Below are 15,972 nucleotides of genomic sequence, written 5' to 3' on the forward strand. Positions count from 1 at the left end.
TCGAAAAGCTTTTGCAGAAGCTGTAGGTGAGTCCTATTACCCGCTGAAGGGAATTAACCTGACAATGGAAATTGGCATTTGGCTTCCAAAATTTTCTGATGTTGACAGAGAATACGAGCGATTAATGACACTTGGAGTAAAGTCATTTACAGGTGAACCTGTAACCTATCCATTTGGTATACGAAATTTTTATGTTGCGGATCCTGAAGGTAATTTGCTTGAGATTGGAAGTAGAGGGCATGAGGAATAAATTTAAAGTGTAGGCAAAATTGGCTTAATATACTGCGTGATTAATAAGCATAATCTTCAGTAAAATTCTTACATAATATTCTTATTTAACGAGACAAAAAAACAGAATATTCTTCTACAACACCGCATTATTCAGAGATGGATTTTGGGGTGTTTTTGGTTTGCAATTCAAATGTGCGACAAGAAGTCGCTAAAGAGTAGTGTTTCAAAGAAACTATGCTAGTCGCTAAGCATATCCCCGCTCGAAACTGCATTCTGAGTAATTGGAGTGTGGTTTGCATGAGAGTTAAGTGTCGAAGGAAAAAGGTTGCCGCAAATCTGATTCCAGGCTGGGGGAAGAATAGGAATGTATAAGAAGTAGCTGAACCTTTGCAATTTTCGTAATGCGAGATAAGCGTATTGTGGCGATAAAGCTTATTTATGGACAGGAAAGATTTCTTGTTTGTTAAATCGTGCAGCGACCCATATGTCCATCGGAATATAGAAGGATACTTAACCTATTCGCATCTACTAGTAGTGGAACTTGGTAAGCCCTATGGGCTCCTTAAGGTAGGACAATCGTAAGAAAGTTACAACGCGTTAGTGTAAAGTTTGCTATGAAAAAATATAGAAAAGAAAGTAAGGGTGAAAGGCAAAAAGGGAGATAGAAAGCTGGGGTAGAATATGTAGGTGAAGTAAGCCGCTGTCCTTGACAGCATGATAAATTAATTATGTAGTTATAAAATTACAGTTATTTATTATAAAGTTCTTAATATCATCATACAGCTTATTAACGAGTTTAATCAGTACATTGTATTTACTATGATAACAAAGAGTTTATTATGCATAGCAAAAAACAAATCCTGTTCTAAAAAGATGAACTATCAAGCATTACGAACACTTGCGGAAAAAGAATGTGAGAAGTACTTTACAGTTTCTTGTTCCATGTATAGTATACATTTCAACTACTCAAGTATCTGGATTCTCTGTAAGAAACAAATTAAAATCAGTATATGTTCTTCCTATTCTATGTAATGCCATGCTGTCTGAGGATATAGAAGTTTTCTTCTTAGGCTTAAGTTTTACCTTTTGTTTATTTGTATTTTTCCTTTTTTGTTCTTTTTGAAGTAAAAAAATTCAATATATAGCAATTAAAATTAGAAAATATAAAACTTATTTCCAAAATGGTTAAAAGATAATGTATAATATATAATGAAGCATATTTACATTATTAATAATTTATAAAATTGAGAGTCTTAGAAATCTAGTGTAATTATAAGACATAATTGTTATGAAAGAAGGCTTGTAAATTGATACAATTTTTATTGTTAGTTCCTTTAGGATTTTTAATTGGAGCATTTGGAACTTTAATAGGTGCAGGTGGAGGATTTATACTGGTACCTATTTTACTGCTACTATATCCGGACAAGAGTCCAGATACAATAACTAGTATTTCTCTAGCAGTTGTATTTTTTAATGCATTATCTGGCTCTTTTGCTTATTCTAGGATGAAACGTATTGATTATAAATCAGGAATAATTTTTGCAATTGCAACACTTCCGGGATCAGTATTAGGATCGGTCATAACATCATATGTACCAAGACAGCTTTTTAATGGAATATTTGGTGTAATACTAGTTATAGTATCAATATTCTTAATTGTAAGAACAAAAGAGGAAAGAATAAGTAACAATATAGTAGTTAAGAAGGGATACGTTACAAGAACAGTAATAGATAATGAAGGAACAGTGCACACATTTTCATATAATCCTGTTATTGGAATAGTAGTAAGTGTTTTTGTAGGATTTATGTCTAGTTTTTTAGGTATAGGTGGGGGGGTTATACATGTTCCAGTACTAGTTAATATACTAAATTATCCAGTTCATATTGCAACTGCTACATCACATTTTGTTTTAGCAGTAATGTCTTTTTCAGGAACCATAGTTCACATAGTGAATGGGGTGTTCCAATCTAGCGTAATACAAACAGCAGCCTTATCCATTGGAGTATTATTTGGAGCTCAATTAGGTGCGAGGCTTTCAAGAAAAATTCATGGAGTAGCAATAATTAGAAGTCTTGCAGTTGCATTAGCCATTGTAGGAATAAGAATTATTATTATGGCATTTTAAAGGATATAAAGTAAATATTTAAAAATATAAAAAGTTGTATTCACATGATTATAGCAGTTTTCTAATCCGTTGATACATAACTCTAAAATATGGTAATATAAAAATGCGAAAATAATGATTACACTTTTATTTATCGTAACAATAATGCTTTTTATTCATGAACTTGGACATGTGTTTTTGTAAAGGTATGTAAATGCCATATTGCACAAATAACATTTGGTATTGGAAAAACAATTTTAAAAATTCATAAAGTAAAGATTAAAGATTTATATTTTCTTTTTGGATGTGTTGAATGGTCAGATATAAACTAAGTTTATTAACAATGCAAATACAAGTTGTGCATTAGCAATTATAGATTGGTGTTATTTTATTATAGTGATTCTAGGATAAGGAAGAATGGATATGTGTACTATTTTAATTGTTGAAGACGATGTCGAAATCAACCATCTGCTGGCTGATTTTTTATCAGAAAATGGATATAAAGCTATTTCACATTATAACGGACTTCATGTTTCAGATGAATTTATTGAAAATGAAATAGACATTGTCTTGTTGGATATTATGCTCCCTTACAGAAGTGGTGACTTAGTGCTTGAGGATATTCGAAAATTATCAACGGTTCCGGTTATAATCATTTCTGCTAAAGGGACAACCCAGAATAAGATTGATTTGTTACGATTGGGCGCCGACGATTACATTACCAAACCTTTTGATATGGAGGAGGCTTTGGCCCGAATTGAAAGCAATCTCCGCAGAGTACAATTTCAGACAACATCAAAGCCTGAACTGTCCTATAGGGATTTAATTGTAAATGTTCATAATAACACTGCATTTTTGAAAGGTGAGGAACTTATGCTAACTGCAAAAGAGTTTTGTATTTTGGAGTTACTTATGCAGTATCCTGATAAAGTTTTTTCAAAAGCGAACTTGTTTGAAAGTGTGTGGAATGCGGATTATTTCAGCGAAGATAATACGCTGAATGTTCATATAAGCAATTTGCGAAATAAACTTAAAATGATAGCTCCAAAGGAAGAATATATAGATACTGTCTGGGGAATTGGTTATCGTTTGCATCAAGGCTGAGGGCTACTGCTCTCAGCTTTAGCCTTATTTTACAATTTTTCGAGTCCATTTAAGAAATTCTTTAAGATTTGGGTTTAGAATGATAATCGAAAAGGAGGAGAATAACATGGATTCTATCATTTTAGAGGCACATGGCCTTACAAAAGTATATAACAAAACAGTTGCCTTAGATCATATCAACTTGAAAATTGGAAAAGGTAAGATTTACGGGTTTATAGGTCAAAATGGAGCAGGTAAAACAACATTTCTCCGGTTAATTACAGGGCTCGCTTTTCCAACTGAGGGTAAACTGGCACTTTGGGGGGAATCAGGCAGTGTAGAATTGCAAATGCAAAGAAAGCGTATTGGCTGCATGATTGAGACTCCGGCTCTGTATCCAAATCTTAGTGCTTATCAGAATATGGAAGTGCAGCGTATCCAGCGAGGCATTCCAGATAAGGCAATTATTGAAAAGTGCCTGCACTCAGTTGGATTGAAAGGTACAGGTAGAAAAGCTGTGCGTAATTTTTCTCTGGGCATGCGCCAGAGGCTGGGAATTGCTATAGCTCTTTTAAACACACCGGAGTTTTTAATTTTGGATGAGCCGATTAACGGTCTTGATCCAACTGGTATAGTGGAAATCAGAAATCTCTTAAAATCCCTTAATAAAGAATATGGTATGACTATTTTGGTGTCCAGTCATATACTTGAAGAATTATATCAGACCGCTTCACAATTTATTCTGTTGGATAGGGGAAAGGTCATCGAGGAACTGTCTGCAAGAGAATTGGATGAGCATTGCAAAAAACATATTGCAATTAAAACACAAAATCCAGAAAAAGCACTTCTGGTTTTAGAGGATAAGCTGAACACAGAAAACATTCAACTTATGCCTGATGGAATGCTTCGATTATATGAGCACCTGGATGAGGTTGAGAGGGTTGCACAGATTCTGTCTGGAGCTAATATTCTTGTAACAGGTCTGAATATATCAGGGGACACATTGGAGGATTATTTTTTGAGTAAAGTGGGAGGAACTTCGCATGAATAATCTTTTAAAATGTGAAATGTATAAGCTCTGGCATAACCGAAGCTTCTGGGTGATGCTTTTGTTTTCGATTGTGCTAGAAAGCCTTATGATACTAGATAGTCATGTGGTGGCACTGACATCTGGGTTATTTTATGCTTCACTGTATAATATGCCGCTGCTGTATTTACTAATTACTATTTTCGCAGCACTCTTTGTTGGAGAAGATTTTGTCAATCGCACACTCCATAGTTTTATCAGTGCAGGTCATAGACGTGGTGCTGTTATGGTGGCAAAAATGGTCACATATTTGGTTGCATCCGTCTTAATATTATTAGTACCCTTGATTATAGACGGCTTTGCAGGAACATTTGCATCTCTAAAGTTTGCAAATGTATCTGCTATGAAAATGCTCTCTGATTGTTTAGTTGTATTATTTTCAATATTAGCTATGGGAATGCTGCCTTTATTAGCATCGTTTTTTTTCAGGGATGTTGGAAAAACGCTTTTAATTCCCATGATTGCCTTTTTCTTAATGATTTTTATATTAAATGGTGATAGTACAAAAATATTTGCGACAATCCTTCCTATGGGGCAATTACGATTGTTATCAGTAAATCAGCTACCAATTTCTAATATTAGTGTGATTGGAATTGATATTTTATGGATTGTAGGTATGTTTGCTATTGCATATATCCAATTTGATAAATTGGATATAAAATAAGGAGGGCTCATTTTGAATAATTTGCTTAAAATGGAACGGTATCAGTTATTGCATAACCGTGTTTTTTGGGGAGGAATGATCGGTATCTTCCTTATAGGTTTTTTTACAGCCGATACTTACTTGATGGAGGTTTTAGGACCTTCTGGTGGAGCAGCTAAATCATTATCAGATATTTTTAATGGCATGGTATATGATTCGACATTTGTGCTAATTATTGTTTCCAGTATTCTTGCACTGATTCTGGGGCAGGAGTTTTCTTGGAGAACCATTGACCAGGAAATCTGTGCAGGTCACAGTAGAAGGCAGATTTTTAGTTGTAAGCTTATAGTATATTTGATAGCATTTAATCTGATGGCTATTATTTATCCGTTGGCGGGTTGTATACGTGAATATGGACGCTTTGGAATTGTAGGAGCAGCACTGTTTTTTTATAGTATTATAAAGGCTGTTGTCTATTCGCTTCTATTAAATAGTGTAGTATTTCTGATTCCGATATTATGCTGTTACTGTTTTAGAAATACTGCAAAGTCAGTAGGTGTTACTGCTGCCATTGTATTCGTACTCAGCCTATATTTGGGATATGGAATGGAATTAGGTCTTCCTATCGCATTTCTGCCAATATATCAAATCAGAGAGGTGGTAAGATCATCAGCAATCATTCAACCCTTCAGCTTGATAGTAGGAACAGTCTGGCTGATAGTGCTGTTATTGATGTCTTGGAGAATATTTAGAAAATGCGATTTGAAATAATGGTTAGGAGGTGTTCAATATAAAAGGATTATTAGTAATTTTAACACTGCTTCTGATTGGATTGCTGGTGCGGTATATGATGCTGAAGAAGCAGGTAAGGAATTTGACCCGTCAGATCAGTGAATTGTCCAGTGGTAAAACTGAAAAAATATTGGACATCTCTCTCATTGACCGTGATATGGAGAAACTTGCAGGGAAATTCAATCAATATTATTCCAAACAGCGTTATCAAGTGGCCTGTGCCCTGCAGCATGAGGAGCATTTGAAGGAGTCTATTGCAAATATATCACATGATTTACGCACACCTCTTACAGTTATTATGGGACATTTACAGTTGCTCCAAAAATCAGATTTACATGAAGCGGAAAAGCATCGTGTTGAAATAGCAATGCACAAATCGGAACGAATGAAAGAATTGATTGAAACTTTCTATGATCTTGCTATTCTTGATACAGATGACATACAGCCACAGATAGAGAAAATCAATATTTCCAATTTGGTAATCAATTTTCTTTCTGAAAACGCGCCTATGTTGGAAAGTAGAAAGATACAGCCAGATATACGATTACCAGAAGAGTCTGTATTTATATTGTCAGATCGTAACATGTTAGAGAGAATCCTTCAAAATTTGTTGACGAATGCTGTACGCTATTCTGATGGAAAAATATCTATTGAGCTGGATGCGTTTCAAAATAGCAAAGCATGTATTCAAATTAGTAATAGTGTTCATGATGCTGGAAGTATCAAAGCAGAACGACTATTTGAACGATTTTATATTGGAGATAAATCAAGGCATAGTGAAAGTACCGGATTGGGGCTTGCAGTTGTCAAGTCACTTGTCGAAAAGCTAGACGGGAGTATTTCTGCAATAGTTAACGATGGCAGCCTTTGCATAGAATTGCTGCTGTAAGGCAGGTAATATTGTCATGACTTATTCCGAATTTCTAATAACAAATCCAATTTATGGAGGTAATAATGCTAAGTAATAACAGATAACATTAACTATAGGCTAGAAGTAAATTTCTCGCCTATTTTTATGGAATTTTAAGTTGGATTTTAACCAAATAAAAGAATTAAAACTTTGGTTGGTGGTTTTCATATTTATAATAAATCAAAAGCTGAAGTCAGAGAGCTTGCTAGAAGAATTAAAAGGACAGGAATAGAGGCTATTTATACTGGGCATTGCACAGGAAAACGGTCATTTAATATTTTAAAGGAAGAATTAGGTAATGTAGTTCATCAACTATATGTAGGCTTGGTTATGGAGTTTTAACCACAAATTCTAATTTGTTATGTAGGTGTATATGAAGAACTGATTTTATTTCATATCATTTACTTAATGGGATTTTTAAAATAATGCTAGTCCCTATATTAGCGGTACTTTCAATAGTTAGTCCATATGTATCACCATATATTAATTTTGCTCGATCATTTACATTTTTTAATCCATATCCTTTAGACTGATTCTGCAGCAAATAAGGAATTTGATCTTCGGAAATGCCAATTCCATTATCATTAACATGAAATAGTATACACTTGTCTACTCGTTCGCATATAATTGTGATTTTTCCGCGTCCATCCAATTTGTTTTCAATTCCGTGCAGAATGGCATTTTCAACTAAAGGTTGAAGCATAAGATTGGGCATTTGACACAATTGGAGGCTGGTATCAATTTTATAATCCACATCAAAACTATTACTGTGCATAATTAGTTGGATGTTTATGTAAGATTCCACATTTAGCAACTCGTCGGCTATAGTAGTTATATTTTTGCCTTTGTTTAAAGTTGTTCTATAAAAATTAGACAGCAATTGTGCCATTTGGCTAATGTCATTTGCGTGTATGCGTAGAGCTCTCCAATTTATTATGGAGAGGGAGTTGTAAAGAAAATGAGGATTAATTTGAGCCTGCAGTGCTTTTATTTCATATTCTTTTTGATGAATTTTAGCGACGTAGACCTCATCAATAAGATGTTTGATTCGGCTTACCATTTTATCAAAGCCTCGAATTAAATCTCCAATTTCATCCTCTGAATTACTGGCGACAGTCACTTCCAAGGTACCACTTTCGACAATTTTAATGTTTTCGCGTAAGCGTTCAATACGAAATACCATTCTCCTAGAAAAAAGTCTGCTAGCGATAAAAACAATAATATAGCAAAACAAAATCAGAATAATAACAGTAATAGAAATCCATTGAGCAGAACTGGTAATCTGATTTGTTGGCTCATATAGATATACATTCCAATTTGGCACAGATAAATTGGAATGCATTATTGTGTACTTCTGTTTATTAAGTGAAAAACCGTTTTTTGATGAATTGATTATATTTGATAGATGATAAGCTACCTTTGACTGTGATGCATAAACAATATTATTTTTATTGTCTGTTACAATAACATTAGTTCCATGTTTCACCAATGCTTTTAATGATGTAAAAGTATTATCATAGTTTACTTTTATTACCCAGATATTAACTTTTGGATTTGGTATTTTGGTATTTAAAATGCGTCTTGCACAGAATAATTCATTATTACTATAATACCACTTAGTTACTACAGATTGTCGAATATCAGCATACCATTTTTTTGATGCTATTTTTTTTATGGGAATCACAGTATTTCCGTGCTGCGGAAGATTCGTACCAGTATAGAGGGTAACTCCTTTTACTCCATTGATTAAATTTTGTGCGATTATGAAATTTGTATCAAAGACATTGTTAAGTGCATTGTACATGTCATATGTATTTGTATAATGCATATTAGAGGCATTTACAATTTCTTGATTAAAACTTAATGTAAGTATTATTTTATTATAGTTTTCTAATTGATTGTTTAGAGTTAATGAAGTTTGATTAAGAGTAGCTTGTAAATCGTTTTTTGCCCTATTTATTAAAAAAGATCTAGTTTCAATGAAACTGAAACTGCCAAGAGCAACTAGGGGAATCATACTCACTAATAGAAACGCAAGCATTGTCTTTTGACGAAAATTCATTTTAGATAATTTTTGCTGTAAGCACTGGTAAATATTGTTCATGTTTAATTACTCCTCTAAATATTGTAATCCTTTTTGTCGATACTTTTCTGGCGTTTCGCCGTAAAATTCATGAAAGTTTTGGCAAAAATATGATAAGTTATGGTAACCTACCATCTTGCAGATATCTATAACTTTAATATTTGTATTTTTTAATAGTTCTTTCGCCTTTCTCATACGAATAGTTTTTATATATTTGTTTAATCCACAGCCAACGTATTTTTTAAAAATGGTACTTAAATAACGAGGAGATATATAGACTTTGGATGCTAGAATTTCAAGATATAAATCTTCGTTATAATGCTTCTCTACATACTGTTTTACTAAATGAGCTTCTCGATTTGTAGAAGTTTCATAAGAATTATAGTTCTCTTCTGACTGTTGGGCTGTTTCATCAAAAATAAAAGTTTTTGGCATAAAAAAGCGGCACTCTAATAATTGTTCCAGTCGAGAATAAGCAGAGGCTAAGTCTTCAATACTTTTTATTTCACGACTAATGCTTATGTAACAATTTTGATTATACACAGATAGAATTTGATCATAGATTGAGCTACCTATTTCATAAAAAGAAATTTTATGATAGTTTTCGTCTTCATGAAAGAGCAATAAACTTTGGCAGAGAGTTACATTCAAATAGTCTGCTGGTACATTTATATACGATAAAATTTTTTGCTCAAATTCTGTTCCCGCTGTTTCAAAAAAATTCTTATCGAATTGTAACAGCATAATTCTTTTATATCGATGGAAAAGATAATTCATTAGTTCAACAGGAAAATTATTATTTACAAGTGTTTTGTTTATAGCGCATAAGAGAATATGTTTTTTAACATATTCCTGCTGCGCGAATAATAATTCTTCTTCTTGATTTTCAGTGTTTATTTTCTCTATAACTGTTTCCATAACATGTCTAAATTCATCTACATTAACAGGCTTTAATATATAGTCAGATACACCAAGCGACATAGCTTTTTTAGCATATTCAAATTCAGAAAAGCCGCTAAACAAAATAATTTTCAATTTAGGATATAATTTAATAGCCTCAGATATAAGAGGTAATCCTTCCATAAAAGGCATTCGAATATCTGTAAATAGAATATCTACATGCTGCTGTTTTAGACAGGATAAAGCAGTTCGACCATCATCAGCGAATAGCACATTTAATTCGAAATCGTATTCATCAATTAAAAATGCAATTCCTTCACGTTCTTCTCTCTCGTCATCCGCAATCAATATGGTAAGCATACTAATAGTTCCTTTCACATTTGATTTATAACAGTATTATATCATCAGTTATAAGAAATAGAATAATTTATTTATGAATTAGGAAAATTTGATATAAAACTGAAAAAATTTGTGTTTACGATTTCAGTATAATCATTATAAAATTATTAAAGAAAATGTTTCCAAAGCAAGCCGGCGCTTTGGAGCAGAACAACAAATAAATTATAGAATTAGGGGGATGTATTATTATGAAAAATAGAGCTTTAAGAATGAGTGTTATTTTAATGACAGCTATGATGGCAGTTTCTCTAATAGGATGTAAAAGTTCTAAGGATACGTCTGAATCAAAAGAAAATGTCAAAAATCCTGCACTAAGGGCAGCAATGACGACACCGTATGGTAAATATCCGCAGACTGTAAAATATACAGTTGGTATAACAGCTGCTAATTATGGAGCTTTAAAGGGAACTCCATATAAAGGAGATAATGATTCCAATAATGCGTGGACAAGATATGCAAAAAAGAAACTGAATGTTAAAAGTGAGAATACATTTGTAGCTAACAATGGCGACGACTATAACCAGAAAGTTTCTATGGCAATAGTTAGTGGTAAAATTCCGGATATAATGTGCGTGTCGGACTATGATACGCTTAAACAGCTTTATGAAAATGGTTTAATTGCAGATTTATCAAATGTCTATAAAACATGTGCTAGTGAAAAAATCAAGGATATTTATGATTCCTATGGAAATAGATGCCTTGATACGGCAAGATTTGATGGAAAGCTTATGGCGCTTCCGACTACAGAAATTTCTCATGGACCTGGTGTATTATGGCTTAGAAAGGATTGGATGGACAAGTTAGGATTAGCTGATCCTAAAACTATAGATGATGTAGAGAACATTTTACAGCAATTTTCAGATAAAAATCCTGGCGGAAATGCCCAGGGGAAAACAGTTGGACTTGTAGTAAGCAATAAAGTTGCCGGTACGTCAGGAGGAGCATATATGGTTAATAATATATTCTCCTTATATGGTGCTTTTCCGCAGCAATGGCTGAATGACGGCACAGGTAAAGCTGTTTATGGTTCCATACAGCCGCAAATGAAAACAGCACTTGGAAAGCTTTCAGAAATGTATAGTAAGGGATTAATAGATAAACAATTTGCAGTTCGTACAACGGATGACTGCAAGGCATTACTTACTAGTGGAAAGAGTGGTGCTGTAATGGATAATTGGTGGGGTAGTTGGACTGTAGCTGATACATTAAAATTAAATCCAAAAGCAAAATGGGTTCCGTATGTAGCTCCAGTAGCAAAAGATGATTCACTAACAATGTTTACAGGTAATCCTAATAGCAGCTATGTTGTTGTTCGTAAAGGTTACAAACATCCAGAATTAGCTATGAAACTTGCAAGTCTGCAGTTTGATTATGAGAGATACGAAGATAAAAATGCAAAATCTATACAAGAAATTAATGATTATAACAAATACAATGTAGGCGGAGGCCTTCTTGCTACAAATATCGATTATTATGATGCTTTTGTAAGGCAGGGTAAAAGAATACAAAAGGCTCTTGAAACAGGAAAAACAAGTGGTTTAAATAATTTAGATATGAGCAGCTATAATTCATATAAAACTTATTTACAAAATGTAAAGGCTGGAAAACCAATTGATTCTAATGCATGGGCAGGATATACTTCATCGATTAAGTGCGCACAGCTTGTTGCTAATTCAAAAATAAAAGAAGTAAAACCTATTTTCTTTGGCAATACTGCATCAATGTCATTAAAATGGCCAACTTTATCTAAAATGGAGTTAGAGATGTATTTAAAAATTATTACTGGAGAACAGTCAGTAAGTTCATTTGATACATTTGTAGATAGGTGGAAAAAAGCTGGAGGCGAGCAGATTACACAGGAAGTAAATAAGGCTTTAACTTCAAAATAGTCTAGGGGGTTATCATGAAAAACAAAAAAGATCAAGCAAGTTTTCATATTATGATAATGCCAGCAATGATATTCTTATTAATTTTCTCTTTTGTACCTATGTTCGGTATAATTATGGCATTCCAAAATTATATGCCGGTAAAAGGGATATTAGGCTCACCTTGGGTGGGCCTAGATAATTTCAAATTTATGTTCCAAATACCTGATAGCAAGCAGATTTTTATAAATACGCTTGTTATCGCTATAAGTAAAATTATTGCTGGTACATTTGTAACAATTATATTTTCATTATTATTAAATGAAATTCGTATCAAATTTGCAAAAAAGATTATTCAAACTGTTGTGTATCTGCCTAATTTTTTATCGTGGGTAATATTAGCTACAGTAATATTAAATATTTTTTCATATGATGGTCCTATCAATGCATTTATATCATCGATGGGAATAAAACCGATTCTTTTTACTGCTAGTAACAAATGGTTTCGACCAATGCTTGTAATCACAGATGTGTGGAAAAACTTTGGATATGGTTCTATTATATACCTTGCTACACTGACTTCTATTGATCCTGCATTGTATGAAGCAGCATATATGGATGGAGCCAATAGATTTAAACAAATGTTACATGTTACTTTGCCAGGACTTATGCCGACAATTATGCTAATTACAGTAATGAATCTTCCAAATGTTTTAAATGCAGGTTTTGACCAGATATTTAATCTGTATAACCCGTTAGTATATCAGACGGCTGATATTATTGATACTTATGTGTATAGGGTTGGACTTATACAGAGACAGTACAGTCTTGGAACTGCTGTAGGATTGTTGCGTTCAATTGTAGGAATTATTCTTATTCTTTCTGCAAATAAGATTGCTAAAAAAGTTACTGATTATCAAATATTCTAATATTCTGAAAGGAGAGATTATGATGGTACGTTCTAGAACAATTGGAAGCATTACAGCAGATATATTAATATGGTCAGTAGTAATATTACTTACAATGTCATGTCTGATTCCTCTGCTTAATATGGTCGCTATATCTTTTAGTGATAATGCGGCAGCTTCGGCAAATCTTGTAGGAATTTTACCGGTTAATTTAACATTTGAGTCATACCGAAAATTACTTAGTGATACACAGTTTTGGCATTCGTTTTTCATATCTGTTGAGCGAGTTATGCTGGGACTGTTTGTGAATATGTCTTTAACGGTCCTTGCAGCGTATCCGTTGTCAAAGAGTTCCAAAAAATTTAAATCGCAAAAGATATATATGAACATTTTTATATTTGCTATGTTATTTTCTGGTGGTCTCATTCCAACATTTATGGTTGTAAATAAACTTCACCTGTTAAATACTATATGGTCATTGATTCTTCCTGGAGCAGTTCCTATTGGAAATGTCATTTTACTTATGAATGCATTTCGAGGAGTTCCCAAATCTCTTGAAGAAGCTGCAGAAATTGATGGAGCTACTCAATGGGATATTCTATTCAAAATCTATCTATCAATTGTTAAGCCAACACTTGCAGCTATCGTGCTATTTACTATTGTTGGACATTGGAATGACTATTTTTCTGCATTAGTTTATATATCAAAGACAACAAATTATCCACTGCAAACTTACATTCAACAGTTAAATGTAGATATTACAAAGGTTACCGATACAGAAAAGATGAAGCAGCTAGCTAAAATCTCTAATAGAACATTAAATTCTGCAAAAATAGTTGTATCAACAGTTCCGCTTCTTCTAATTTATCCTTTCATGCAGAAATATTTTGTCTCAGGTATTATTGTTGGTTCAGTAAAAGAATAACAATGAAGCCCGATAATAGAATTAAATTAAATACTAAGAATGCTGAGGTGGAAAATGAAATTTATATTTGGTAAAAATGATTTAAAAAATTTTGAAAGAGGACAGGAAAATTGTTACCTAATAACTAATGGTCTTGGCGGATTTTCTTCAATGACTATAATTGGATCAAATGCAAGATCTGATCATGCTATGTTTATGGCTTGCACAAAAGCTCCTAATAACAGGTTCCATTTGATTACAAAATTAAATGAAACTATAGAAATACAGGATAAGAAATATGACCTATCAAGTCAAGAATATGTAACTTATACAAAAAATCGAAAGGGACACACACTATTAAATGCTTTCAAGTTTGACGTATGTCCAGTATGGATTTATCAGGCTGGCGGCGTTGAAGTACAGAAGACTATTGTTATGAAGCATGGGGAAAATACCTTGGGAGTGCAATACATGGTTAGAAATCATACTGATAAGGAGGTAGAATTTAAGATAACTCCCTATATGCAGTTTGTGAATAAAGGAATGAGGTTAAACGTAAAGCAGATATTTGAAACTGGCAATGAACAAATAAAGAGTAATGGTATAACTTTATTTTATAACACCAATGGTTCTTTGGAACTTTATCAAACGCAATATGAAGAGGAGCTATATTATGCTTATGATGCAAGGGATGGTAGAGATGCAATTGGCTGTGCTGCACATAATCATAGGTTATGCTTTACAATTTCTTCACATGAAGAAAAGGAATGCTATGTGGTATATAGTTTAAAAAACGGTGAGGAATCAGTAAATAATATGATAGTTGCAGAAAAAAAGAGGCAGCAGAGACTGATAGAACAATCAGGTATGGTTGATGAAATTGGAAAACAGCTTGTGAAGAGTGCGGATATGTTTATAGTAGAAAGGGAGTCTACCAATGGAAAGAGCATAATAGCTGGGTATCCATTTTTTGGTGATTGGGGTAGAGATACTATGATAGCTATGATAGGCTGCTGCATTTCCACAAAGCGTTATGAAGATGCTAAAAATATTTTTAGAACATTTATAAAATATTGCCGTAAGGGTATCATGCCAAATACATTTCCAGAGGGTGACAATAATCCTTTTTATAATACAGCGGATGCATCACTTTTATTTATTGGCGCTGTATATGAGTACTATTTATATACCAAGGATGAAGAATTCGTACAGGAAGCGTATTCTATTATGGAGGATATTATTTCTTGGTATAAGAGAGGGACAGATTTTCATATCCATATGGACACTGATGGCTTAATAACGGCTGGTGCAAATCTCGAACAGGTAACTTGGATGGATGTAAGATTCGGAGATATATTACCAACGCCAAGACACGGAAAGCCCGTGGAAATTAATGCATATTGGTATAATGACTTAAAGATAATGGAATTCTTCTCAGAATTATTGGGTAAGATGACTGCAGAATATGGGAATTTGGCTAAAAAAGTATTGACAAGCTTTCAAAAAAAGTTTTGGAATAATGATAAAGGCTGCTTAAGAGATGTATTATCTGGAACTGTAGCAGATGAACAAATTCGTTGCAATCAGATTTGGGCAGTTTCTGTGCCATTTGGAATGCTTACAAGAGAACAAGAAAAACAAGTAGTAGACACAGTATTTGAAAAGCTGTACACTCCATATGGTTTGCGTAGTCTTTCAATGGAAGATAAGAAATTCAAACCAAAATATGGAGGAAGTCATTTTGAAAGAGATATGGCTTATCATCAGGGTACCGTATGGGCATTTCCATTAGGAGGATATTATCTTGCATACTTGAAGGTTCATGATTACAGCAAAGAGGCAGCAGATACAGTAAGAGGTCAGCTTGAGGTAATGGAAGCATGTTTAAGAGAGGGGTGTGTTGGTCAGATCGCTGAAATCTATGATGGTGAAAATCCAACAATATCTCAGGGGTGCTATGCTCAGGCTTGGAGTGTTAGTGAAATTTTAAGAGTATATAATAAATTACAAATCTCTTGTTGAATTATGAGAATAAAATCACTATAATGTAATTGAAACGTTT

Annotated in this window: 14 protein-coding genes; 12 read left to right on the top strand and 2 right to left on the bottom strand. The window is 33.4% G+C overall.

Features of this window, described 5'->3' with window-relative positions; genetic code table 11:
- From CLORY_RS14920 to CLORY_RS14955, 8 genes are all read left to right on the top strand, one after another.
- Positions 1–250 (top strand): VOC family protein (locus CLORY_RS14920; protein WP_207652216.1); only part of this gene is annotated, 250 nt, incomplete at its 5' end.
- Positions 251–1,538: 1,288 nt separating this feature from the next.
- Positions 1,539–2,357 carry a sulfite exporter TauE/SafE family protein gene (locus CLORY_RS14925; RefSeq protein WP_079425858.1) on the top strand — a complete coding sequence of 273 codons (819 nt, stop codon included), beginning with the start codon at positions 1,539–1,541 and terminating at the stop codon, positions 2,355–2,357.
- A gap of 402 nt (positions 2,358–2,759) precedes the next feature.
- Entirely contained in the window at positions 2,760–3,440 is a 681-nt protein-coding gene (locus CLORY_RS14930) for a response regulator transcription factor (RefSeq protein WP_079425860.1), read from the top strand.
- Between the two features lie 106 nt (positions 3,441–3,546).
- On the top strand, positions 3,547–4,470 hold the full coding sequence (locus CLORY_RS14935) for an ABC transporter ATP-binding protein (RefSeq protein WP_079425862.1): 924 nt from the start codon (positions 3,547–3,549) through the stop codon (positions 4,468–4,470).
- Positions 4,463–5,170: an ABC transporter permease gene (locus tag CLORY_RS14940; RefSeq protein ID WP_079425864.1), complete on the top strand. Its 708-nt coding sequence runs from the start codon at positions 4,463–4,465 to the stop codon at positions 5,168–5,170. Before CLORY_RS14935 ends, CLORY_RS14940 begins: the two co-directional genes overlap by 8 nt.
- Positions 5,171–5,182: 12 nt before the next feature.
- Complete coding sequence (locus CLORY_RS14945; protein ID WP_079425866.1) at positions 5,183–5,920, top strand: ABC transporter permease; 738 nt, start codon at positions 5,183–5,185, stop codon at positions 5,918–5,920.
- A 76-nt stretch (positions 5,921–5,996) separates the two neighbouring features.
- Complete coding sequence (locus tag CLORY_RS14950) at positions 5,997–6,830, top strand: sensor histidine kinase (RefSeq protein WP_079425868.1); 834 nt, start codon at positions 5,997–5,999, stop codon at positions 6,828–6,830.
- A gap of 171 nt (positions 6,831–7,001) precedes the next feature.
- Positions 7,002–7,193: an MBL fold metallo-hydrolase gene (locus tag CLORY_RS14955; protein ID WP_079425870.1), complete on the top strand. Its 192-nt coding sequence runs from the start codon at positions 7,002–7,004 to the stop codon at positions 7,191–7,193.
- A gap of 55 nt (positions 7,194–7,248) precedes the next feature.
- Here the strand turns inward: CLORY_RS14955 and CLORY_RS14960 are convergent, their stop codons facing one another.
- Both CLORY_RS14960 and CLORY_RS14965 read right to left on the bottom strand, forming a co-directional pair.
- Positions 7,249–8,955 carry a sensor histidine kinase gene (locus CLORY_RS14960; RefSeq protein ID WP_079425872.1) on the bottom strand — a complete coding sequence of 569 codons (1,707 nt, stop codon included), beginning with the start codon at positions 8,953–8,955 and terminating at the stop codon, positions 7,249–7,251.
- A gap of 6 nt (positions 8,956–8,961) precedes the next feature.
- Positions 8,962–10,194, bottom strand: coding sequence for a response regulator (locus CLORY_RS14965; protein WP_079425873.1), 1,233 nt, complete (start codon positions 10,192–10,194; stop codon positions 8,962–8,964).
- Positions 10,195–10,421: 227 nt separating this feature from the next.
- On the opposite strand from CLORY_RS14965, the gene CLORY_RS14970 reads away from it, so the two are divergent.
- From CLORY_RS14970 to CLORY_RS14985, 4 genes are read left to right on the top strand one after another with little or no spacing between them, the layout of a single operon-like run.
- Entirely contained in the window at positions 10,422–12,122 is a 1,701-nt protein-coding gene (locus CLORY_RS14970) for an extracellular solute-binding protein (RefSeq protein WP_079425875.1), read from the top strand.
- Positions 12,123–12,136: 14 nt separating this feature from the next.
- Complete coding sequence (locus CLORY_RS14975; RefSeq protein ID WP_079425877.1) at positions 12,137–13,027, top strand: ABC transporter permease; 891 nt, start codon at positions 12,137–12,139, stop codon at positions 13,025–13,027.
- Positions 13,028–13,046: 19 nt separating this feature from the next.
- Positions 13,047–13,931 carry a carbohydrate ABC transporter permease gene (locus CLORY_RS14980; RefSeq protein ID WP_242954429.1) on the top strand — a complete coding sequence of 295 codons (885 nt, stop codon included), beginning with the start codon at positions 13,047–13,049 and terminating at the stop codon, positions 13,929–13,931.
- 54 nt (positions 13,932–13,985) lie between these two features.
- Complete coding sequence (locus CLORY_RS14985; protein ID WP_079425881.1) at positions 13,986–15,932, top strand: amylo-alpha-1,6-glucosidase; 1,947 nt, start codon at positions 13,986–13,988, stop codon at positions 15,930–15,932.
- Positions 15,933–15,972 lie beyond the last annotated feature (40 nt).

Source organism: Clostridium oryzae, from assembly GCF_002029235.1.
Lineage (GTDB): Bacteria > Bacillota > Clostridia > Clostridiales > Clostridiaceae > Clostridium_AE > Clostridium_AE oryzae.

Bases quoted from the DNA above. Each gene is read 5' to 3' on its own strand.
- CLORY_RS14950 (WP_079425868.1), top strand. From the start codon at position 5,997: ATGATGCTGAAGAAGCAGGTAAGGAATTTGACCCGTCAGATCAGTGAA.
- CLORY_RS14970 (WP_079425875.1), top strand. From the start codon at position 10,422: ATGAAAAATAGAGCTTTAAGAATGAGTGTTATTTTAATGACAGCTATG.
- CLORY_RS14965 (WP_079425873.1), bottom strand. From the start codon at position 10,194: ATGCTTACCATATTGATTGCGGATGACGAGAGAGAAGAACGTGAAGGA.
- CLORY_RS14975 (WP_079425877.1), top strand. From the start codon at position 12,137: ATGAAAAACAAAAAAGATCAAGCAAGTTTTCATATTATGATAATGCCA.
- CLORY_RS14960 (WP_079425872.1), bottom strand. From the start codon at position 8,955: ATGAACAATATTTACCAGTGCTTACAGCAAAAATTATCTAAAATGAAT.
- CLORY_RS14935 (WP_079425862.1), top strand. From the start codon at position 3,547: ATGGATTCTATCATTTTAGAGGCACATGGCCTTACAAAAGTATATAAC.
- CLORY_RS14930 (WP_079425860.1), top strand. From the start codon at position 2,760: ATGTGTACTATTTTAATTGTTGAAGACGATGTCGAAATCAACCATCTG.
- CLORY_RS14985 (WP_079425881.1), top strand. From the start codon at position 13,986: ATGAAATTTATATTTGGTAAAAATGATTTAAAAAATTTTGAAAGAGGA.
- CLORY_RS14940 (WP_079425864.1), top strand. From the start codon at position 4,463: ATGAATAATCTTTTAAAATGTGAAATGTATAAGCTCTGGCATAACCGA.
- CLORY_RS14980 (WP_242954429.1), top strand. From the start codon at position 13,047: ATGATGGTACGTTCTAGAACAATTGGAAGCATTACAGCAGATATATTA.